At 39.0% G+C, this 22137-nt stretch carries 24 protein-coding genes; 9 read left to right on the top strand and 15 right to left on the bottom strand.

The features are described 5' to 3' along the window. Window positions 1-286: 286 nt before the first annotated feature. Window positions 287-3220 carry an ATP-binding protein gene (locus OA91_RS20415; RefSeq protein ID WP_082828050.1) on the top strand — a complete coding sequence of 978 codons (2934 nt, stop codon included), beginning with the start codon at window positions 287-289 and terminating at the stop codon, window positions 3218-3220. Beyond that, on the top strand, window positions 3220-4200 hold the full coding sequence (locus OA91_RS20410) for a response regulator (protein ID WP_063339619.1): 981 nt from the start codon (window positions 3220-3222) through the stop codon (window positions 4198-4200). The genes OA91_RS20415 and OA91_RS20410 overlap by 1 nt, the downstream gene beginning before the upstream one ends. 201 nt (window positions 4201-4401) lie before the next feature. On the opposite strand, the gene OA91_RS20405 is transcribed toward OA91_RS20410, so the two are convergent. Further along, a complete protein-coding gene (locus tag OA91_RS20405) occupies window positions 4402-4749 on the bottom strand; it encodes a DUF1428 domain-containing protein (protein WP_063339620.1) in 348 nt (115 codons plus the stop codon). 273 nt (window positions 4750-5022) lie between these two features. Here OA91_RS20405 and OA91_RS20400 point away from each other — a divergent pair, with 273 nt between their 5' ends. Together OA91_RS20400 and OA91_RS20395 are read left to right on the top strand one after the other, a co-directional pair. After that, entirely contained in the window at window positions 5023-5520 is a 498-nt protein-coding gene (locus tag OA91_RS20400) for an SRPBCC family protein (RefSeq protein ID WP_063339621.1), read from the top strand. Between the two features lie 53 nt (window positions 5521-5573). Beyond that, complete coding sequence (locus OA91_RS20395; protein WP_063339622.1) at window positions 5574-5972, top strand: hypothetical protein; 399 nt, start codon at window positions 5574-5576, stop codon at window positions 5970-5972. 72 nt (window positions 5973-6044) lie between these two features. Here OA91_RS20395 and OA91_RS20390 read toward each other — a convergent pair whose 3' ends face one another. The 3 genes from OA91_RS20390 to OA91_RS20380 form a co-directional block, all read right to left on the bottom strand. Then, window positions 6045-6485, bottom strand: a complete 441-nt coding sequence (locus tag OA91_RS20390) for a MarR family winged helix-turn-helix transcriptional regulator (protein ID WP_063339623.1) — start codon at window positions 6483-6485, stop codon at window positions 6045-6047. Between the two features lie 92 nt (window positions 6486-6577). Continuing rightward, a complete protein-coding gene (locus OA91_RS20385) occupies window positions 6578-6943 on the bottom strand; it encodes a cupin domain-containing protein (RefSeq protein ID WP_063339624.1) in 366 nt (121 codons plus the stop codon). A gap of 54 nt (window positions 6944-6997) precedes the next feature. Next, window positions 6998-7411, bottom strand: coding sequence for a GNAT family N-acetyltransferase (locus OA91_RS20380; RefSeq protein ID WP_046019550.1), 414 nt, complete (start codon window positions 7409-7411; stop codon window positions 6998-7000). A gap of 465 nt (window positions 7412-7876) precedes the next feature. On the opposite strand from OA91_RS20380, the gene OA91_RS20375 reads away from it, so the two are divergent. Beyond that, window positions 7877-9358, top strand: coding sequence for an EAL domain-containing protein (locus tag OA91_RS20375; RefSeq protein WP_231870425.1), 1482 nt, complete (start codon window positions 7877-7879; stop codon window positions 9356-9358). Between the two features lie 33 nt (window positions 9359-9391). On the opposite strand, the gene OA91_RS20370 is transcribed toward OA91_RS20375, so the two are convergent. From OA91_RS20370 to OA91_RS20350, 5 genes are all read right to left on the bottom strand, one after another. After that, window positions 9392-9688: a DUF3817 domain-containing protein gene (locus OA91_RS20370; protein ID WP_063339626.1), complete on the bottom strand. Its 297-nt coding sequence runs from the start codon at window positions 9686-9688 to the stop codon at window positions 9392-9394. A 247-nt stretch (window positions 9689-9935) separates the two neighbouring features. Next, window positions 9936-10190 (bottom strand): DUF2589 domain-containing protein, encoded by a 255-nt coding sequence (locus OA91_RS20365; RefSeq protein WP_063339627.1) that lies wholly within the window; start codon window positions 10188-10190, stop codon window positions 9936-9938. A 215-nt stretch (window positions 10191-10405) separates the two neighbouring features. Further along, complete coding sequence (gene nhaA / locus OA91_RS20360; RefSeq protein WP_063339628.1) at window positions 10406-11587, bottom strand: Na+/H+ antiporter NhaA; 1182 nt, start codon at window positions 11585-11587, stop codon at window positions 10406-10408. 93 nt (window positions 11588-11680) lie between these two features. Beyond that, the gene (locus tag OA91_RS20355) at window positions 11681-12520 is read right to left on the bottom strand and encodes a DMT family transporter (protein ID WP_197477855.1); all 840 of its coding nucleotides are present in this window, start codon (window positions 12518-12520) and stop codon (window positions 11681-11683) included. Between the two features lie 109 nt (window positions 12521-12629). Continuing rightward, complete coding sequence (locus OA91_RS20350) at window positions 12630-13592, bottom strand: DMT family transporter (protein WP_063339629.1); 963 nt, start codon at window positions 13590-13592, stop codon at window positions 12630-12632. 142 nt (window positions 13593-13734) lie between these two features. On the opposite strand from OA91_RS20350, the gene OA91_RS20345 reads away from it, so the two are divergent. Continuing rightward, complete coding sequence (locus OA91_RS20345) at window positions 13735-14634, top strand: LysR family transcriptional regulator (protein WP_063339630.1); 900 nt, start codon at window positions 13735-13737, stop codon at window positions 14632-14634. A gap of 101 nt (window positions 14635-14735) precedes the next feature. Continuing rightward, on the top strand, window positions 14736-14903 hold the full coding sequence (locus OA91_RS24340) for a hypothetical protein (RefSeq protein WP_157203873.1): 168 nt from the start codon (window positions 14736-14738) through the stop codon (window positions 14901-14903). Window positions 14904-14938: 35 nt separating this feature from the next. On the opposite strand, the gene OA91_RS20340 is transcribed toward OA91_RS24340, so the two are convergent. Continuing rightward, a complete protein-coding gene (locus tag OA91_RS20340) occupies window positions 14939-15460 on the bottom strand; it encodes a cysteine hydrolase family protein (protein ID WP_063339631.1) in 522 nt (173 codons plus the stop codon). A 202-nt stretch (window positions 15461-15662) separates the two neighbouring features. Here OA91_RS20340 and OA91_RS20335 point away from each other — a divergent pair, with 202 nt between their 5' ends. Continuing rightward, window positions 15663-16691, top strand: coding sequence for a GlxA family transcriptional regulator (locus OA91_RS20335; protein WP_063339632.1), 1029 nt, complete (start codon window positions 15663-15665; stop codon window positions 16689-16691). Window positions 16692-16697: 6 nt separating this feature from the next. On the opposite strand, the gene OA91_RS20330 is transcribed toward OA91_RS20335, so the two are convergent. The 4 genes from OA91_RS20330 to OA91_RS20315 form a co-directional block, all read right to left on the bottom strand. Continuing rightward, on the bottom strand, window positions 16698-17351 hold the full coding sequence (locus tag OA91_RS20330) for a LysE family translocator (protein ID WP_063339633.1): 654 nt from the start codon (window positions 17349-17351) through the stop codon (window positions 16698-16700). A 54-nt stretch (window positions 17352-17405) separates the two neighbouring features. Then, window positions 17406-18152, bottom strand: a complete 747-nt coding sequence (locus tag OA91_RS20325; protein WP_063339634.1) for a DNA alkylation repair protein — start codon at window positions 18150-18152, stop codon at window positions 17406-17408. Window positions 18153-18300: 148 nt separating this feature from the next. Next, window positions 18301-19188, bottom strand: coding sequence for a dihydrodipicolinate synthase family protein (locus tag OA91_RS20320; protein WP_063339635.1), 888 nt, complete (start codon window positions 19186-19188; stop codon window positions 18301-18303). Between the two features lie 11 nt (window positions 19189-19199). Further along, window positions 19200-19976 carry an aldolase gene (locus OA91_RS20315; RefSeq protein WP_063339636.1) on the bottom strand — a complete coding sequence of 259 codons (777 nt, stop codon included), beginning with the start codon at window positions 19974-19976 and terminating at the stop codon, window positions 19200-19202. Window positions 19977-20124: 148 nt separating this feature from the next. On the opposite strand from OA91_RS20315, the gene pdxR reads away from it, so the two are divergent. After that, window positions 20125-21597 carry a MocR-like pyridoxine biosynthesis transcription factor PdxR gene (gene pdxR, locus OA91_RS20310; protein ID WP_063339637.1) on the top strand — a complete coding sequence of 491 codons (1473 nt, stop codon included), beginning with the start codon at window positions 20125-20127 and terminating at the stop codon, window positions 21595-21597. 83 nt (window positions 21598-21680) lie between these two features. On the opposite strand, the gene OA91_RS20305 is transcribed toward pdxR, so the two are convergent. Beyond that, the gene (locus OA91_RS20305) at window positions 21681-22115 is read right to left on the bottom strand and encodes a GlcG/HbpS family heme-binding protein (protein ID WP_063339638.1); all 435 of its coding nucleotides are present in this window, start codon (window positions 22113-22115) and stop codon (window positions 21681-21683) included. Window positions 22116-22137: the final 22 nt, after the last annotated feature.

Raw genomic sequence — 22137 nt, 5'->3', positions numbered from 1 at the left:
TAATAATCATCTAAAAAATGAACGAGTTAATCATGCTTCATTGCCTTTTCTCCTTTGGACTATCCTATCAGAGCACTTTCATTCAGGTAGGTCTTTATAGAAGAACAATACTAGGTTTACTTTGGGGGCAAATCATTAAGATATTCATTCAAACAAGAAAACTAGATAAAGCATTATTTAGCTTATGCAAAGCATTTGAGGCTTTAGGTACTTTAACAAAGAAAGAACTTAAATTAGACCTTTACCCTTCACTTTTATTCTCCAACTCTGCCAGAAAAAACTCATTATGTCTTTTCGCCTAAAAACCATACTAGGGTTAATTCTAATCCAAAGTACAGTGTTCACTATTCTGTATTTAGTGAGTATGTCTGTTTTACAAAGCTCAACTGAAAAAGCGATTCAAAAACGTATTTACACTGTCTCTAACTTATTTTCAGCTATGGCGAAAGACAGTGTTCTTTCATACGATTTAGCAACACTTAAAACCTATGTAGATGAAATTATTAAACATCCTGACATGGTATATATTAGAGTATTTGATGATCACACTAACTTACTAGCCGCCGCAATAAGAGAAAATGAACAGATCAAACCTTTTGTTCAAGATCAAAATATCGAAGAAGCAAGTGACGGTGTGTTCGACACTTTTACAGAGATAATCGAACAAGAAAAGGCCTATGGTAGAGTAGAGTTTGGCTTAGACATAAACTTTGCAAGAAAAGATGCGGCAGAAGCGCAAAACGTATTAGTTATAATTTCAATCCTATCAATCGCAGTCACTGTTTTATTTTCTTTCGTGTTAGGTAAGTATCTCACTCGTCAATTAACCGCACTTGCACAAGCGTCTAAGGCACTGTCAAAAGGTGACTTAAATCATCGCGTTATAGTCTCCTCAGGAAAAGATGAATTAACTAAAACTGCTCAGTCATTCAATGAAATGGCAGACAAGTTAAATACTTTATATTTTGATGTTCAGCATGAGGCGAGCTTTAACAGAGCCATTTTTTCAACCTCTCCTAGCGGTATCATTATTGCTGATGAAAACGGCATTATTAAACAGTTAAACAAGGCTTCAGAAATTCTTTTTGGCAAAACTGAAGATCAAATAATCAATAAAAACATCGACACGCTAATCTATAGCACGAGTAAAGAGAATCACTATTTTCTCAATACGAATATTAAATCAAATGGCAATCTGATAAATGAAGCTGAAGCGATACGCCAAGACAACAGTCGATTTCCCATTTATTTAGCAATAGGCAAAATGGATATAACAGAGGAAGCTATGTATGTCGTTATTGTCAGCGACCTTACGGAGAATAAACGACATGAAAAAGAGTTAGACAATTATCGCGCTAACCTTGAGCAAACAGTCAAAGAAAGGACCGAAGAATTAATTCAAGCACGTGATTCAGCCGAAGCAGGCGCACGCACAAAAGCCGCATTTCTTGCGAATATGAGCCATGAAATTCGCACCCCAATGAATTCAATTATTGGTTTTACCGAAATGCTAATTTTGAAGCATTCGCTACCTGAAAATAGCCTCAAGCATTTAAGAACAGTCCTTAATTCAGCTCAATCTCTGTTAGTTATTATCAATGACATTCTCGACATATCTAAATTAGAAAGCGGAAAGTTTGTATTGGAGAGAACCTACTTTCATCTACCAAATGCACTTGTACTCACCTTGCAGACTGTTGATCAACAAGCGAAAGAAAAGAACTTAGATATCAAATTAGAAATAGATGCGAACCTGCCACACAAATATCTTGGTGACCCTACCCGTTTAAGGCAAGTAATTTTAAACTTAGTGAGTAATTCCATTAAATTCACACAAGAAGGTCATATCCGCCTTTATGTCAAAAGGGATGCAAAAGATAAGTTACATTTCATTGTGCAAGATACAGGCATTGGAATGAGTGAAATGCAGGTTAAAAATGTATTTGATTCATTCGTACAAGCAGATGAGTCAACAACTCGCTGCTTTGGTGGTACGGGACTTGGTACTACCATTAGTAAGCAAATTGTTAACATTATGGGTGGTGATATTTGGGTTGAGAGTAAATTAGGTGAAGGTTCAGAGTTTCATTTCACTTGTGAATTAGAAGTAGCTGAAGAAGAGTTGGAACAAGAATGTTTATACGAAAGTGACAATGTGGAAGTTGATGAGTATAACTCTCCGCGTAAATTTAAAGTACTGTTAACAGAAGATATAGACGCAAATGCAGAGTTAGTGACCATCCGCCTTGAGCACCAAGGTCACAGTGTTTATTGGGCAAAAAATGGGCTTGAAGCGGTTGAAGCGACTCAAAAATTCAATTATGACATTATTTTAATGGATGTGATGATGCCTGTGATGGACGGTTTTGAAGCTAGCCGTGAAATCAGAAAGAATGAAATTGGAAGTGGTCAACATATTCAAATTCTTGCTTTAACAGCGAGTGTAATGAATGAGGACTATCAGAATTGCCTAGATTCTGGCATGGATGCCGTTGAGGCAAAACCTATCAACTTTAATCATTTATTTTCTGCGATGGAGAATATGGTTCCCGCTGAACTAGGCGAAATCAATGACACCCAAGACATAGAACTTTATCAGCAAAGCAATATCAATTTTTCACCCTTAAGAAATATCGCAGACTACACCAAAGCAATTGAGGTATGGCGGTCAAACGACGTATATGCAAAAGCATTAATAACCTTTGCCAAAGAACGAAGCAATGATGCAATCCAAATAGAGCAATTATTACGGCAAAACACAGATAAATTACAACCAGCGAAAGCCATCGCTCATGCTTTAAAAGGCTTAGCGGGAAACCTCTATATTAGTCAGGTCGCAAAAATCATCACTGAAATTGATGCGGACCTAAAATCAAATGACTGTGATAAGGCAATTTTAAAACTCGACTCATTAAAACAAGTACTTGATGACGCTTGTTGTGCAATCAACCAATTAAACCTATCCCACCTCAATCAAGCCAATCAACCTAAAACGCTGGATAAAGAAGCTATGGGACCTTTGTTATTAGAATTAATTACAGCTTTAAATACATTGGACCCTGATGTTATAGAACCTCTGTTAGATAACTTAACTCAATCAATCGGTCATAAAAAGTTACAAGATATTCAAAGGGAAGTTGATGCATTTAACTTTGAAGGTGCAATACTTAAAACCCATGAAGTTGCGATTAATCTAGGAATCACGTTGGAGTTTGCCTAATGCTGAAAAAAATATTAATTGTTGATGACGAACCTAATAACCTTAATTTGTTAAGACAAGTTCTTAAAGGTAAGTTTCAGCTCATTTTTGCTAACTGTGGTATAAAAGCACTTTCAGCAGCCCAAGAACATCGACCAGACTTAATTTTACTAGACATCATGATGCCTGATATCAGTGGTTATGATGTATGCGAAAAGTTAAAGAGTAACCCTTTAACTAAAGCTATTCCTGTTATCTTTGTCTCAGCCATGAGCGATACAGAAGATGAAGCCAAGGGTTTCGACGTTGGGGCTGTAGACTATATTCAAAAGCCTATTTCTGGTGCGATTGTACTACGCAGAGTACAAACACATTTATCCCTTGTTAAAGTAAATGAATTAGAAAAAGTCCAAAAAGATGCTGTCTTTATGCTAGGTGAAGCAGGTCATTATAATGACAATGATACGGGTGATCACATTTGGCGAATGGCGGCATACTCAAGATTACTCGCATCTGCAGCAGGCTGGACAGATGAAATGGCTGAGCTAATGGAACTTGCCGCTCCCATGCATGACACAGGAAAAATAGGTATTCCTGATGAAATTTTAAAAGCCCCGCGAAAACTCACACCTGAAGAGTGGGTAATCATGAAACAACATACTCAAATAGGCGCAGATATCTTAAATAAAAGTGACTCTAAACTTATTCATTTAGCGTCAGAGATAGCCTTATCTCATCATGAAAAATGGGATGGAAGTGGTTATCCAAATAACCTTGCAGGTGAAGCCATTCCTGAGTCAGGACGTATTGTTGCCATTACAGATGTCTTTGATGCTTTAAGTATGAAACGTCCTTATAAAGATGCTTGGCCAGTAGAAGATGTCATAGACGAGATTGTTAAAAATGCAGGGTCTGCATTTGATCCAAGGTTAGTTGATATTTTCCAACAAATTCTCCCTCAAATTTTAGAGGTTAAGCTGGCATGGGATAATAAGAATTAGGCTATCAATAGTCTTTTTTTGCAAATTACTTGATCGATTATAAATGTTCTAAACATTTCAAACTTCTCCTAATTCCCTCTTCCTTATGGCAAATGTAAAAAAACATCTTATACAAGCTTAGCCTTAGCTAATAAAAGATAAAAAAGGGTTAGTAAGCTCAACCTTATAAACCCTTTTCATAGCTCTTTAAACTAGGAACTTTTACTCGTCCACTATGGTTTGAAAACCACCATAGATGAGACGACTCCCATCGAACGGCATCATAAATTCTTTCATTCGCTCATCTTGCATCATGCCCTCCCAACCCTTGTCTCGAACCGCTTTAGAAGGCCAATTAACCCAAGAGAACACCACAGTTTCATTCTCTTCACACTTAACAGCCATAGGAAAAGATGTCTTCTCCCCTTCTGGAACATCTTCACCCCAGCATTCAACAATACCCAAGGCACCATACTCCTTAAAAAGTAATGCGGCATCCTTAGCATGCTCAATGTACTTTTCCTTATTTTCTGTTGACACAGCAGCGACAAAACCATCAATAAAATTCATTTTTATCTCCTCAACAAATTCTTATGAGTAAGAAACAATCCTTCGCAAGCCCAAAGAGCCAAAGTTTGACCCTCTTTTGTCATCCCTCTTTAACACTAGCCCTTATCAAGCGAATTTTCTTATCAAATCCATTTATAGGTAGTTTTCTTATCTTCATTCATTCTAAAGTCAAATAGCAAAAAACAATATAGTTGACATTTATCCACAAAAATAATTAAAATCACATTAGCTGATAAAAATCTACTAAATTAATAATTCTTACCTGGATCAAAAATGAAGATAAAAAAAACCATTAGGATAGAACGCAGTCCACAGGATGTTTGGCACCTAATTGCAGAAGAGTTCGATCAAGCTTATTTATGGATGGACTTTGTAAAAAAATCTTACCCTTTGGATGAATTCTCTCAAAATCAAACAGCGCCAATTCCTGGCCGTGTTTGCGAATTCACGGATAATCCAAATGGCCTCAAGGCTAAAGAAAAAATACTGTCTTATTCAGAAGAAGAAATGCGCTTTTCATTTGATGCAATCCCCATAGACGCACCTAAAGTTTTTCCTGTCAAAAAAAACATAGTCACTATGTCAGTTAAGGCTATTTCTGATGATCAATGCAGGGCGAGCTGGGAATCCAACATCACCCTTTCGGTATTGGGGATCTTGCTTTATCCAATTTTGAGAAGAGGCTTATCTAAGAATTTTACCGGTGTTTTGAAAGACCTAAAAAATTACTTGGAAGTTTCCAGTCGAACTTTTAGCGCTAGAAGCGCTTAACATACCAACACTCACATTGAGTTAAAGAACTCAACATTTAAAGGTTATTTACTATGGTTCGTCTTGCTAACATCATCGCGTGTTTATTTGTTGTCATTTTTTCGGTTGCAGGAATAACTGCAACATTTTTTCCGCAGATACTTGGTGACACAAGTGGCTTTAATCCAACCTCAGACTATGGTCTGACAAATATAAGGACACTGGGTGCGCCGCTATTAATGATGGCTTTAGTGACTGCCTATGGCATCTTATCTAAAAACTGGTTATTAATTGCACCCGCCTGCCTTTACTTTTTTCTTAATGGCAGCACCCGTGTAGTGTCATTATTAAATGAAGCCTATGACCCAATCATGATAAGAGGTCTAATCATTACTTTTAGCCTATTTTTGTTAGCGACTTGGGTCATCAAAACCCTAAGAAAAGCACAAATCACACAAGCAAAGCTAAACTGATATTCAAAGAAGGGAAGTATTTAAAAAACCTAACTCTAGATCAGTGATCAAAAGGCGAAGTAAAAACTTCGCCTAATCATCAGAACTTTCACGTAAGTTAGTTAACAATCGATTCGACACATTAAAGAAAACTTCCAGCTCTTCATCTGAAATTCCCTCCATTAGCTGCTCAGAAAAGGTCATTTCAACCCTTTCAACGTATTCAAAAAACTCTATGCCTTTTTGAGTCAAAAATAATAATTTACTTCTTTTGTCTTTCGGATTTGGTTCACGCCTTACTAAACCCAATTCATCCAGTTCGTCTACCAAGCGTTTAATTTGACTTTTATCTCGCTTAAGGGTGTTAGAAATATCTAACAAGGTAGACTGTCCTGTCATCCTAATCTGGCGCATAGCACGAAGCTGCATTAAGGTTGGTCTAACAGATAAGCCATCTAACTTAGGATTCATCTTCATTTGTAAATCAATACTTAGCGGGAAAACCGCCTGATGGATTGTTTGTTTCTTTTTCATCACTTTATGTCTTAATGTATGTAGGGAGATTTAAACATTGATACGATTAGTTTGTCTGCTTAGTTAGATAAAAATACCAAGTTAGTAAGAGCTTAAATCCACTCTTGAGCATCTTGAGAAACAGTAACACCTGTCTCTAGCTCACCGGTGTGAGCGGTACTAGTTGGCTCTATCATCATAAAATGCGTATCAGATGCCGCAACCGGACAGTGCTCAACACCTTTTGGAACCACGTACATTTCCCCTGCACCCAGCTCAATATTTTCAGTTCTAAGCTGTAAGGTTAATTGCCCTTTAAAAACGATAAACAATTCGTCTTCATTATCATGTTTATGCCAAACTAGCTCACCACTGCCTTTAGCAATTTTAACTAATTGACCATTTGATTCTGCAAGTACCTTGGGTGTCCACTCATCCGTAAAGAGTGAGAACTTTTCACTAATATTAATCTTACTCATGACATCTCCTAGCGAAAACCAAACAAAGGGAAGTTTGAGCATCCCCAGCTAACATTAGAGCTGTTTCACCATAAAATACTGACAACCCGTTTTTGGATAGTTTTCTTGTACCCATTCTACCTGATAACCCTTTCTCTCATAAAAAGGTTTAGCCTGAAAATGCAGTGTTTCTAAAAAGCACTTTTTACAACCTCTTGCTTTGCCCGCCTCTTCAACTTTGGCTAGAATTTTACTACCGACATCTTGGCCTCTTAATGTTTCAGAGACCCATAAGGTATCCAATAATAGCCAATCACCAAAAGTACGAGCTGCGGCCCCAGCGACGACCTCACCAGAGTCATCTTTAATTTGAACAGCAAGAGGAAGTCTTTCACTCACCTCCCAGTTTTGCCAATTCATCTCTTTGATTTTCTTATCCAAGAAATCAATCAAGTCACTATCTGGCTTTTGTAATACTTCAATATTCATCTAGGATCTCTAATATTCAGCTTTCTAAAACAACACCAATATTCTCTAGTTTAAATCAAACAGAGAACGCTATCCATTAACATAAACAAGGTAAAGGCTAGGTAAAAACTAAGGTATTAATATCAAAAGTTATTCATTTAGTTAGACCAAATCACGCCACTTTTTAGTAAAAGATGACAAAAATAAATGCAGCAAAAAAAACGTATACTCACACAAACAATTATTTTATGATCCTTTCAACCTTATAAATGAACCCTTAAACATCGAGCACTTAAAACAGCTAAATTATTTACGTTATTTTACTTTTTAACACTTTACTTAATACAAATAAAAACAAAATCCGCTCAGTATAAAAGTCGTGATGTAATTTAAGGCACAGTAATGAAAAAGCACTTCATTTTAAAATTCAAAATTGATAGTGGCATCAAGGTTTCATTTTTCTTTATATCTTGTTTAGTCTTATCAATGGCAATCTTGTTGCCTTTTTCCTCTCTCCATTATAAAAACCTCACTCAAGGTTCCGCTTACTACTTAGAGACAGAATTAAGCAATATCAAAACCTCTTTTACCCCTTTCTTAGATACCAAATTCACTCAAAGTAGTTGTGCTTCTTTCATACGTGAGTTCCGGCAGAAAGTATTTAATGAAAAGATAGTCAAAGAGTCTGGTATTTTTAATCAGCAAGACCATTTCTTTTGCTCGACAACACAAGGAGATGTTTCTTTTAACCTATTTAAAAGTATCAGAAAAAGGCTCAATGAGAGCCCAGTAAACACCACACTCTCCTACACAAAAACGGCGATAACGGGTGAAAAATCAGTTTTACTAATATTCTCAAAACCCGAAGTTGGCGGCATAAGTAGCTTGATACCACCACAATACCTAGTTGATATGGTAAAAACAGAGCTAAGTCCTTACGATATAAGCTTCAAGTTAGAAGTGATTAATAGGGAATTAACACAAAATATAGATGATAGGCCTTTCGCAAAATACTATTACCAATCAAGCAGATATCCTTTTTCTATTACGGCATATTTAGGCTTATCTTATTATTTAAACTTCCTGCTTAACTACCTTTGGTTTGGTTTTTTGGTTGCAGGAGTAAGTACCAGTTTGCTCGTATTCTACAAACACAAAAAGCTCTCCCAAGGCAGCTTAGGCTTCTCCCTATCAAACGCCCTTGATAAGCAGCAGCTCTACATAAATTACCAACCAATTGTCGAGCAGAGCCACAGCCATTTTGGCTATAAGGTAGTTGGCTGTGAATCCCTATTACGATGGAAAGACCCTCAACTTGGCAATGTTCCGCCAGATGTTTTTATTCCATTGGCTGAGAGATCTGGGTTAATACAAGATTTAACCTACTTTGTTTTACAAGAAGCTCTAGGGCTACTCAAGGCACACAAAAGTACATTTCAAAGCCAATATATCAGTGTCAATATCAGCCGAAAAGTTATTTGTAGAGAAGACTTTATTGAGCGAGTTAATGCTATCTTCAAAAATAATAGGCACTTATTTAATCAAATTATGTTTGAAATAACTGAGAACACAGAATGTAGTGAAGCCGAACTTGAGGTTATCAAAGAAAACCTTAAAACCTTCTCAGACCTAGGTGTAAAAGTAGCAATTGATGACTTTGGAACAGGTTATTCTGGTTTAGATTTTATCCGTAAATTCCCTTTCCATGTTTTAAAAATTGACAAGGTATTTGTTAAAAATATATCAGACGAATCAAGCTATGCCATCCCATTAATTGAGTCAATTATTCAAATTTCAAATAGCCTAAAAACAAAAATTATTGTTGAAGGTGTGGAAAATACGGCACAACTTTCTACCTTAAATAATTTAGGAATTAACTGTATTCAAGGTTTTCACTTTTACAAACCTGTTCCGAAAAAAGATTTAATTAATATCTTGCGAAGGCAGAGAGCAATTAATCATTTTTAATTAATTACTCTCTGTATTGATCTATTTTAACCATTATGATGTGCTAGAAAGTGAATCATTTTTCACAGATGATTTACGAAGAAACAACTCTGCCCTAATAAATGCGAAAGGAACAATAGAAGCGATAAATAACCCACCTCTTGCCTGTTTCGACCACCCTTCTTTCTCAGAAACTAGGGCCAGCAATACTAGGTAGATCATAAATAAAATACCATGGGTCATACCTATCATAGAGACATAGTCTCGGCTTAACAGCCCCATACTAATTGAAAGAATCATGACATACGAAACACCCTCAGCAAAACTGAGTGCTCGAAACAAACTGAACATAACCAAAACCTTCTTTTAAACTTTTCTCTATGAATAACACCCTATTAAAGGGCAACTGATGTTATCAAACTTAAGATGAAGGTGAAATGAATCAGTGTTCAGGAATATGTTTTAACGCACTTTTATCAATGAAAGCAGCGATAACTAAACCACATATAGGTCAAAACCCTATTTAAAAAACTCATAAGAAGTACCCATATCAGTAAAATAGAGCGTTTATCAGGCAGGTTTGAACGCTCTTTAGAGGCTATAAATGAGTGTGCATTAGGGTGAGAAGAGGAATGTTTACCTCTCTTTCTGCCGCCTCACCCTTGGCTCTTTTTTCAACATCGTCAGGGTGTAAGGAAGGCACTTTAAAAGACACCATTTTGGGGCGCCCTTCTTCATCAAACCATTCATTAATATTGTCTAGCGTTTGCTTTTCGATTTGATCTTGAGCATCCGCAATTGAATTCATAATGGCTTCTACAAGATTTTGCAGTGTCAAATTAGACCCAGACATAATGTCCCCTTTCTGTATCAAGTTATTTGTTTTAGTTAAGTAAGTGTTTAAACAATAACGAGGAAATCAATCAGAAACGCGGCTTAATCTGTGTATAAAATTTATTCTAGAAATAGTCTGTAGAAAGCGGCGAGCACAAAAAAAGCGTCCAACTTTATGGGGTCACTTCAATAGGCGCTGCTTTTCAAACCATACTTAATCTGGCTTAAAGCCTTTCAGGTTGGTTTCTTAAGGCTATATTTCAGGATTAGATACCCCACTATTCCTGAGGTTAACGACCCCATAATAATACCCAGCCTTTCATCAAAAATAAGGTTAATACCTGTGGCCTCAAAGGCTAGGGAGCCGACAAACAAGCTCATGGTAAAGCCAATGCCGCACAAGGTTGCTGTACCGTATAAAGCGCTCCAACTCATGCCATTAGGTAAGCTTGCAAACTTCATTTTGATGGTTAAGTAACAGATCACAAATATCCCAATTTGCTTGCCAAAGAAGAGGCCTAAAGCAATACCTAAAGGCACATTGTGGAATACTTGATCTGAGTTAACGCCGGTTAGATTGAGACCCGCATTTGAGAAAGCAAAGATGGGTAAAATGACAAAAGCGACAACAGCATGTAAGTCATGCTCCAGTACTCTAAGGGGGGAAACATGGCTGCCCTTAACATTTAATGGAATGAACATAGCAAGAATTACCCCAGTTAAAGTGGCATGAACGCCGGACTTCAACATGGCTACCCACATAATAATACCGATAAAAATATAAGGACTATTAGTAATTACATTGTAGCGATTGAGCAAGTACAAAACAGGAATGTACAAGGCCACTATGATTAATGCGGTTGAAGAAATTTTTGCTGTATAAAAAAATGCGATGATTAAAATGGCCCCAAGATCATCAAAAATTGCCAAGGAGGTTAAAAAGATTTTAATGGAAATGGGGACACGAGAGCCTAGTAAAGCTAATACACCTAAAGCAAAGGCTATATCGGTTGCTGCAGGAATCGCCCAGCCTTTTTCAGCAAGCGGATCACCATAGTTAAAATACAAATAAATCAGTGCAGGCGCTGCCATCCCCCCAATCGCACCAACCGCTGGCAAGATAACATTCTCTTTATTGGATAACTCACCTTCTAACAGTTCACGCTTCAGCTCTAACCCCACTAAAAAGAAGAAGACGGCCATTAAACCATCATTAATCCAAAGTAAAAGAGGTTTAGCAATTTCGAGGGCGCCAATGCGTACTTCTACTGGGGTTGATAGGAGCAGTTGGTAAAAGGGCTCTAAACGAGTATTAGCAAATACAATAGCAAGGACTGCCGCTAACATTAACAAGATGCCAGCTGAAGATTCCATCTTAAAAAATGTATGAATAAGCGATAAAAGGACCTTGTTCATGACTCTCCATCCTAAAATAGAAAAGCTAGACGGTTGTTTTTCTCCCTCTTATTTAGCTCTTACGTCACGCTTAGATAAGCTTCTCAACTTATATTAAGTTTTAGCTTTGCGTTGGGTGTTTACCAGATTTCCTAATAACATAACGCCTGCTCCTAGAATTAAACTTAGCTCAAATGCCTCTTGATACAAGAAAACCCCAATTAAGGCGACCAGCGGCAAGCGTAAAAAGTCCAGCGTGACTATTACTGTCACTTCGGCATGACCCATCGCTTTGGTGATGCAATAATGCGCTGTTAAAGCAGTCATTCCAATTAGGCTTAACCAAATCCATTGAGCTCCCTCAGGCCAAACCCAGTGATCAATTGATCCAATAAAACCAATAGGTATCTGTAAAAGGCACATATAAAACAAGATGCTAAAAGGCGCTTCGGTGGTCATTAAGGCTTTAGTGGTGGTATAGGCAACGGCATAACACATAGCCGCCCCGATGACGATTAAGGAAGCAAGCTCAAAAATGCCATAGCCAGGCTTCACTATGATGAGAACACCCATCAGGCCAAGGCAAATCGCAATTATTTTTTTCTGCGTTAAGGTTTCTTTTAAAAAGAAGGCGGCAATAAGGGCCGTCCAAACAGGGACAGTAAATTCTAATGCAAACACATTTGCCAAAGGTAATAAGCTGATTCCCATAAACCAGCCATACTGCCCTGCAAAGTGGACAAAATTACGTAAAGAATGCAGCTTTAATCGATTGGTACTCAGTTGAGGTTTTTCTTTGAGAGCAAGGTAAATCACACTTAAACAAATAAGGCCGATGGCGCTACGAAAAAAGAGAGCTTGGAAGATCGACAATTCTCCAGCTAATTCTCTTGCCGCTACCGCCATTAGACAAAATGACACCAAACTGCCTGTCATCCATATGATTGCAATCATCTTTACCCTTCAACTTAAATCTTCAACTTAAATCTTTAACTTAAACCTAAGTTTTAAACCTAGGTGCTTGCCCTAATAACCTAAGAAAAAGAGTTTAACAGCAATCACTTTAAGAGGCTTGCTTTAGTGGCTGGACCACCGCTTTGGAGAAATGAGAGTCTGTCTGACGTGGCTTACTTTCTTGCTTAGGGGCAGGATGACGAATCGCTAGCGCTATCATCACCAATAACATGGCCGTGATATCCAATCGAGTTAAACTTTGATCTAGTAATAAAGCACAAGACAGCATGGCTACCACCAGCTCAGCAGAACCAAAAATCGCAATAATTTCTGGCTTGGTTTTAATCGCTCCTATCACAAACAAATATTGAGGAATAGCCGCCGCGATAAAAGCTAGTCCGATTAAAGCCCACCACCCGCTCGCTTCTACAGGAAATATCATTTGTGGAGCGCAATAAATGGCTAAAGGAATCAGCACAATCAGGTGTCCAAGCGTGCCCCATGCCATCCTTCTTGGTGCCGTTAAACTTTGTTTAGGCTTAGCTAAATATTGAATTTGAAAAGCAAATACCAAGGGTGCAAGGAAGCAACCTATTAAAGCAAATTTAGATTCCATCGATAAAGCAGCGGGATCTATCACTAATGATGCCGCAATCAACACTAAAGCAGCGGATAAAACCGCATTCGTATTCACACTGCGTTTAAAAATAAGCACGCCAAGCAGTAAGGAGAAAAAAGGATAAGTGTAATAAATCAGAATCGCCGTCGCCGAAGCTAAAGTTTGTAAAGCATAAAAGTAGGCAAAAATACCTATCCCATTTGCAAACCCTAGCATTAGCATTCTGCTCACTTCTGGCCATAGTGAAGCAGGGGTTGGTAAATAAAATGACAGGAGAATACCAGGTAAGATAAAACGATAAAGCGTCACCATTTCAGCCGACATACCTTGTGCAAACAGTATTTGAGCAAAGAGAGGGTTAAATCCAAAGCCAATCGCAGCTAACAGCACCATTATTGGGCCACTTGCTTGTGTGCTCACGCTTTGTATCTCTTTGATTTGGTTAAAACTCATTCAGTTTTGTCCTTATTAGCCTTAGATTCCAGTAACGCTTCAATAGGCTAGACAATAGTTGAAACTAGATTAATATATAAGTGAATTAATTATTAAATACATGCAAAACCTGCATGTATTAATTAACAATACAGGCTCAATAATGAAGCTCGAAATTAGACACTGGCAAATGCTTAAAGCGATCTCAGAGTTAGGTAATGTGGCACAAGCTGCAGATGCTCTCGGCATTAGCCAATCGGCTTTGAGTCACAGAATCGCCGAGGCAGAACGCCGCATGGGAGGCAAGTTTTTTGAGAAAGAAGGCAGGCGCTTAAAACTCACACCTGCTGGCAGTTTAATCACTCAAGCGGCATTGCACTCGCTACCTGTGCTTGAAAGAGCTGAAAATGACTTTGAACAAAATGCCAGTGATCAAAACCAAATAGTACGGCTTGGTGTCGCCTCTTATTCTTGCTATCACTGGTTACCTGAATTTATTCAATACGCTAGCCAAAAAGCGCCTAAGCTCAAATTACAATTAGTCGCCTCAGCAACACAAAACCCGATTACCAGTTTGCAACATGGGTCAGTGGATATCGTCATTGCACCGGGTTATCTCGCAACCCCGGGTATTATTCCCATTCCACTGTTTGAAGATGAGCTAGTACTCGTCACACCTTACGACCACCCTCTCAGCCATAAACCCTATATAGAAGCGCAAGATCTTAGCCAAGAGCAGTATTACACCTATAGCCAAAATGTCTTACCTGGGTTTGAATATGAACGCTTTATTCGTCCCTCTGGTGTTATTCCTCAACAGGTGGAAGTGGTAGAAATGACAGATGCCATCATAGAATTAATTAGCGCAGGATTAGGTATGAGTATTCTGTCTAAATGGGCAGTCGATGCAGCATTACAATCACAAAGATTAAGCTATACGAAGCTCGGCGAAAAAGGCCTAGACCTAGCTTGGTCAGCCTTAATAAGAGAAAGTGAAAAGCGAAATAGCGCCAGTAAAGAACTCAGCAAATTATTAGCAGCTTGGTATAAACTTTCTCGTTAATAATCAGACACTAAATACCGATTTAAATAACGGATATAACACAGCATTCATTCATAGCCAGACATAAAGTATCAATTTAACCCGTAACATTAGGTGCTCATATGACAGGTGTCGAACTCGTTCTCTTTTCTAGCCTTATCAACTTACTAGTTAGCTACCTTGGAACACCAGACCCTGAACCTATTTGCTCACTCAAAACCGATATTAGCTATGAAGAACAGGTTACCGAGGTTCAACGTCCGGTGTATTGCAAAGACATTGGCCTATAGAGCTTAATCAGCTACTGTCAAAACAACGATTGATGCTATAGAGAATCAGTCGGTCTAAAAGTACAACGTACAGATAAAGCCGCTAGAGCAATGTTATGCACCATCTCATCTACTGTTGTACAGGCATCTGACAAAATTGAAACCTGATACTCTTCTGCTGTTTTTGATAACGCCGTATGGGTAATGCAGTTCTGCGTCATCATGCCGCAAAGCACTAGATCTTCGATACCTTCTGCTTTGAGTAAGCGATTTAATTCAGTTTGCTCAAAACTATCCGCATACACTTTTTGCACTACCTTAGCATCAGGGGCTTCTTTTTTAAGCGCTGCGATAATATCTGCGCCTTCACTGCCCTTTTGGAAAAATGGGCCATCTTCTGGGGCGATATGCTGTACAAAATAAATCGACATGCCTTTTGCTTTAGCTCTATCCATCGCCTCAATAATTTGCTTAATACTGACTTCCATATTCCAAAGAGGATATTTACCCCCTGGCAAGTAGTCATTTTGTGGATCAATAATAATTAACGCGGATTTGTTGTTTGAGGATTGGCTCATTTTTTCTACCTTTTATTAAACTCAATTCATTGAAAGCACTTGCTCAGGCTCTCAGCTAACAACCGCCCTTTAATTGCTAGGCGATAACTTGATAGACATTATGCGAGTTAAAGGCTTGACCGATAAGCGTCTAATTAGACACAATTAATGCGAAATCAGACATTCTTTTTATTGAATTAAAAACAAGATTCGAGCCAGTTTTATGATTAAGATTGCTATAGTAAATTACCCTAATGCGCTGAAATCAGCCCTTTATGGCCTTGAAGAGCTCTTCTTACTCGCTAATGGCATTCGTTCTTCGCAATTACTACCAAGTCTAAATCTGGTTCAGAAACCACTAGAATCTGATGATGAATTAGCAAATTCAACATTCGGGTCCAGTAGTGAAGATGCCGCAAAGCCAATCTTTGACGTGAGCTTAATTGACTGGTCTAGCAAGACAGCATCCAAGCCCTTCGACCAAGTATTTGATGCCATTATTCTCCCGCCTAGTTTGGGATCTGACTTTTATTTAGCGAGTGAAACAGCGTCATTCAACACGTTAAATTTGTGGCTGATAGAACAACACAAGCAAGGTGCGATTTTAAGCTCAGCCTGTGCAGGCGCTTTTCTGCTCGCCAATACCAGACTATTAGACGACAGGCCTGTTACCACTCATTGGCAATTAAGCCAAAAGCTAAAGACACACTGCCCTAAAGCGAAAATAGAAGATGATAAGATTCTGATTAATGATAAAGATATCATTACTGCTGGTGGCTTGATGGCCTGGCTAGATCTTGGTTTAGAGCTGGTGTCTGTACTCACCTGCCCAAGCTTAATGCGACAATTAGGCAAACAACTTGTTGTCGACACAGGCCATAGAGAGCAAGCCTACTATCAAGTATTTAAACCCAATAAACACTCAGACCAAAGTGTGCTTGCCTGCCAACACTATATTCAACAACATCATGCAAAATCGATCAAAGTCGGTGATTTAACCCAGCTAACTCATTTAACCGAACGCACCTTATTACGGCGTTTTCAAAAACACCTTCAGCTCTCACCCAGTGAATATATTCAAAACACCCGCATCCAAAGCGCTTGCGACCTTTTAGAATCGTCTAATTTGAGTGTGGAATCCATAGCCCATCAAGTCGGTTATCTAGATACAAGCGCCTATCGCAAAGTCTTTAACCAAAAGATGGGACTGAGCCCATCTCAATTCAGACAACGATTTGCGAGTAAACGTTAATAACCCTTACTTCTGAGACTGGTAAATGAACCCACAACCAAAGCCTAAAAAGCTAATGCCTGAGAGGCGAGCCATGATTCGTCTCGATTTAGCGCCAACCAAGCGAGACTTCATGCGCAAGGCTAATAATGCATAAGAGGTATGTATTGAACTGACTATCAAGATGATAGACATAAACATGATCCCAAACTGTAGCGGTACAGGTTCACTTTGATTTAAAAACGCAGGGAAAACAGCCGATAAGAATAAGATGGATTTTGGATTACTATAGGAGATCAGCATGGCTTTGATAATCAAGCTTCGTTTTGATATCTGCACTTCTTGCTCTAGCTTATCACTATCTGCCTTCGCCAAATTGATAGTAGGCATCTTATTAAAAGAGCTTTTTAACATCTTAAAACCCATCCAAGCTAAATAAGCCCCCCCTGCTAATTTCATCACATTAAAGACGCTGGGAGCGGCTTCTAATAAAGCGCCTACTCCTAAGGCCGCTGCTAGAGCTATGGTAAATAACGCGATTAGATTACCTAAGATGGTATAAAAAACGCCCCTTAGGCCAGACTCTAACGCTTGTACTATCACTGCAATCACATTAGGCCCAGGTGAAATAGAAGCCAAAGTGATTATCGAAGAAAACATGATCCAGTTTGCCAAATCCATAAACGTTCCTTTTAAGCATCAAATATCAGGTGTCTGAAAGTAGCTGTCACAAAATTATTTAAGAGAAAGCATTGTTTTGCGTGTTTCGCCATCCATTTTCTCAATAGCATAACGTAATGTAGGCCTTGTAAAGCGATTGATATTTTCTTCTATAAAACGGATAACTTCAGCTTGGTGCTCTATTGCCGTTACTTTTAATAACCAACCAACCCCTTTTTGTACAAACTCATTCTCATCTTCAAGCAATAAATTGCACTGTTTAAAAACCAAAGCCGTATTTAGGAAATAGGTTTGCTTGCCCATTTTACGCTTAATAAACTTTACCCAGATAACACAAGCGGCCCGCCGACACCAAGGGCTTTTCGATAACGCCCAATGTTGCATTGACTCAATTAAATGAGGTCGCGCCATCAAGAAATTAAAAATCGCTTTCAGACATAAATCATCCACCAAGGACCAATTATCCGCATAGTGCGCTAACCAATATTCAAAGCGTGCTAATAAAGCATCATCATAATGGCGTTTTACAAACTTGTTTATCAGTGCAAAGGCTAATAAGCACTCTTCGTTATATTTGGCTTCTTTAAGAAAGGCTTCGGTTAACTCTAAGGTTTGCTCGGCATTAAGATCAGCATACTCAGTTTGAAACCTTTTCAGTATCTGTTTGATATCCGCTGCATTGACTCCAAGACATTCAAACCCTTCGGGAAAATAACGACGGCTAGATTCCGCTTTTTCAGGCGTACTGACTTGCCTAAGCTCTGTTTTGAGGTGATGAATATAAAATGAAATGTCTCGCATAAAACAATGACCACCAGCTTGGATCTAGATGAGCCTTTAATTTTGCGTGAGATGTTAACAGAATAAAACCCTTAAATGATGAAGCAAAAAGAGCCCACTTATTAGAGGACTCTTATCAACATCAACCAGACTATTTAATACAGGCAATTTAACTCAGACTATTTAGCTCAGTTAATAAACCTTTTAATTGTGTTTCAAGCTCTTCAGTTAATGGCAATAAAGGTTTTCTCGGATGACCTACGGGTAATCCCTGAAACGCCAAACCAGTCTTAACGGCAGCCGCTAAACCTGTATTTACAATAAACTCTAGAAAAGAATATTGTTGATAAAATAACGCTTTAGCCTCTTCTTGTTTACCACTTTGTACGGCATCAAACAAACGCTTTGGCTGCTCATCGATCAAGCAAGGGGCTGCAGTGCACCAACCACTTGCGCCTGCATTGAGCGCCTCTAATGCTAAATGATTACATCCGTTAAAAAATGGCACCTTAGCGTTTGATAAGGTAAATATTTTATGCATGCGCTGAATGTCACCACTGCTTTCTTTTATCATGCAAGCATTGCCAATTTCTGCCACCATTTTCAGCATAAATTGAGGTGTCATATCGACTCCGCAGGTTGCTGGATTGTTATAAATCATAATAGGCAAAGGGCTAGCGTGAGAAATACTTTTATAGTGTTGATAAATTTCAGCTTCACTCAGTTTGTAATAAGACAGTGGTGAGACCATGACCACATCTGCACCAACAAGGTGGGCGTATTTTGCTCTTTCTATTGCCTGTTCTGTGGTTAGCTCTGCAATACCTATCACCACAGGGACACGGCCTGCGACATGTTTGACTGTATATTTAGCCACTTGCTCCCACTCAGTTTGGTTCAAATAAGCCGCTTCACCAGCGCTCCCCAAGGCGGCGATAGCATCAACTTTTGCAGCTAACAGCCTATCAATAACAAGCCCTAACTTTTCAAAATCTAACGCACCACTCTCTTGATTAAAAGGCGTAACTGGATAGCCTATAATGCCTGATAAATTCATTTCACTTCTCCTTATAGACAATCTGTATGTGATTTAAGTGCTTGCCTTGCATAGTAAGCAAAGTTCACCTTGTTACGCTTATCGGTTGAAACCCAATCATGTGCCTCTTGAGCAAGGTCAACAGGCAAAGGCTTTACTTCTCCTGCCGCCATTGCAAGCAACTGCAATTTAGCCGCACGTTCAATTAAGATGGCCAAGTTACAGGCCTCTTCAATGGTTTTCCCTGTGACTAGCTGCCCGTGATGAGCAAGAAAAACGGCTCTATTGGTACCAAGCGCTTTAGAAATAAGGACACCCTCCTCATTACCTACAGGTACACCCGGCCAATCACTCACAAAAGAGCAGTCATTGTATAAACCACAGGTATCCATCTGAGAAATAATCAAGGGGGTTTTCAACATGGATAAAGCAGCAATATAGGTTGGATGAGTATGAATAATGCAATTCACCTCAGGGTGTTCTTTATAGATCCAAGTGTGAAAACGATTGGCAGGGTTCGCCATTCCTTCTCCATTGTTAGGGTTAAGATCCTGATCAACTTCGATTAGATTTTCTGCGCTTATTTCATCGAACCCTAAGCCAAAACGCTGGGTGATAAAACGATTCTCAATGTCTGAGCGACAAGTGATCTGTCCCGCTAAACCTGAGTCGTGCCCTTTATCAAATAAGATTCTAGAGGTTAACGCCAACTTTTGACGTTGGCTTAAATCCATATCTTGAATCACTCTATTCATGTTGTCTTGGGCACTTTGCATTAACTCAGTTTTGCTTTTATCTGCTGTCTGCATAGCTAACTCCTTCGTTCATATATTTTTGACGGCAGAGATAAACTAGCGATAAACTGGATCACTAATAAGATCCAGATTATTTTATTTATATGGTCCAGTTAGTTTTTAAATGTGATTAATAACGCAATTACTAGAGTGATAACTGTTTATGCAGAGACCTTGGGAAGTACAGTTCTGGCTTGAAGATAGCCCAGGGAAAACCCTGCATTCAAAGCTATTAAATAAATTAACCTCAGATATTTTGACGGGAAGACTAGCCACAGGCAGCATGCTCCCAGGCACCCGTGCATTAGCTAAACAACTCAATATTAACCGTAAAACTGTACAGCTGGTTTACGAGGAACTCGAAGCCCAAGCTTGGTTAGTCAGTAAACCAAGAAGCGGTACATTCGTATCTAAGACACTGCCAGAACAAGGGCTTTCTAATCAAAACCAAGCATTGCTGGCCCCCTCTCACCATACCAAGTTGCCATCTGAACTTGTTACCATGCTGTATCAAAATGCACTTAGCTCATTTGACGCAACTCCAGTATCGAATGATGGCATTCCCGATTCTCGCCTTATTCCCTACGATTTATTAGCAAGAACCTATCGCCGCGTTTGCATTGAATTAAGTCGTCATTCGAACCTTGGTTATGGCGATCCAAGAGGTACAACTGAATTACGACATTGCATCAAAAAGATGCTGACTGATGATAGGTTTATGACTTGCTCTATTGAGCAGGTATGTATCGTGCGTGGTAGCCAAATGGGGATATACCTAACCTCTAGAATATTAGACCCAAACAAGGGTGCTATTATCATGGAGGATCTATGCTACTCACCCGCAAGAGCCGCTTTTGAATCAAATGGTTTCACGGTTTTAAAATGCAGATTGGACCAGAAAGGCCTTGATGTTGAACATCTAAAAGAGCTACTTAATCAACATAAGGTAACGGGGGTTTATGTGACTCCACATCATCAATACCCCACAACGGTTTGCTTACCAATGGATCGAAGGCTCACCCTACTCGATCTATCTAAAACCTATCAGTTTGCTGTGATAGAAGATGATTATGATCATGAGTTTCATTATGAGGCTAACCCTGTCCCTCCTCTAGCCAGTCTGCCAAATGCTGAAAATGTCATTCATATTGGCTCTATGTCAAAAGTATTCGCGCCTGGGCTAAGGCTTGGCTATATGGTGGCTAACCAAGCATTTATCGAAAGAGCTGCACAAGAGATAGTACTGATAGATAGACAAGGAAACACAATCACAGAACATGTACTGGCAGACCTCATGGAATCAGGTGAAGTGAGACGTCATATTCGTAGAACAAGAAAGCAATATGAAGCAAGACGAAACCTTGCTGCTGCTGAGTTTGAGCGTATATTTTCAGATAAGGTGTCTTTTAAACTCCCTACCGGAGGCATGGCTATTTGGGTCGATATATCCAAGCTCATCACCCCAGAAAAGCTCAGTGAATTACAAGGCTTATGTCATAGTAATAAAGACTCAACACTCAATACTTTTTATACAGACGAGCAGGTCAAGCCCTCTCATATTCGATTCGGGTTTGGCGCATTAAATGAAGCAGAAATAACCCAATCTATCGAAACATTAGCACGTACTTTGTTTTAGCTACTTTGCTTTAACTACTGAGTTTTAAATATTCTGATCAGGCATAAAAAGGCTATTTAAAGCCTTTATTTGCTTTATATGGATTAAGCAGAAGCACTTAGGCCAAGGCTTTCGATGGCTTTTATGGCGATAAATTCATCTCGATCTGAGCTTGCGCCCGATACCCCTATGGCGCCGATAATCTCGCCCGCCTCCAGTATTAAAACACCACCGGGTAAAGGGATAAAATTGCCACCCGTTGCGCCATTAATGGTTGTAGCAAACATTTCTGGCAATACATTTTTATTCACTAGGTTATAAAACTGCCTTGTGCCAAAACCTAACCCTAAAGCCGCAGCAGCTTTACCTTTAGCAATATCGAATCTTGCTGTGCCTGAGTTATCTTGACTGGCCGAAGCTTTAATATGGCCACCTGTATCAAGCACAACAAACGTCAAAGGGGCTGAGTTTTGTTTCTCAGCCTCCTCTAGTCCATGCTCTATGATATTAAGCGCTACCTTTAATTTTATCCCTCGCATTTACTCGCTCCTGTTCTTGTCA

Source organism: Marinomonas sp. SBI8L, assembly GCF_001624705.1.
In the GTDB taxonomy this organism is placed as follows: domain Bacteria; phylum Pseudomonadota; class Gammaproteobacteria; order Pseudomonadales; family Marinomonadaceae; genus Marinomonas.
The sequence above is the reverse complement of the archived record's forward strand: the minus strand, read 5'-3'. Positions and strand labels throughout refer to the sequence as shown.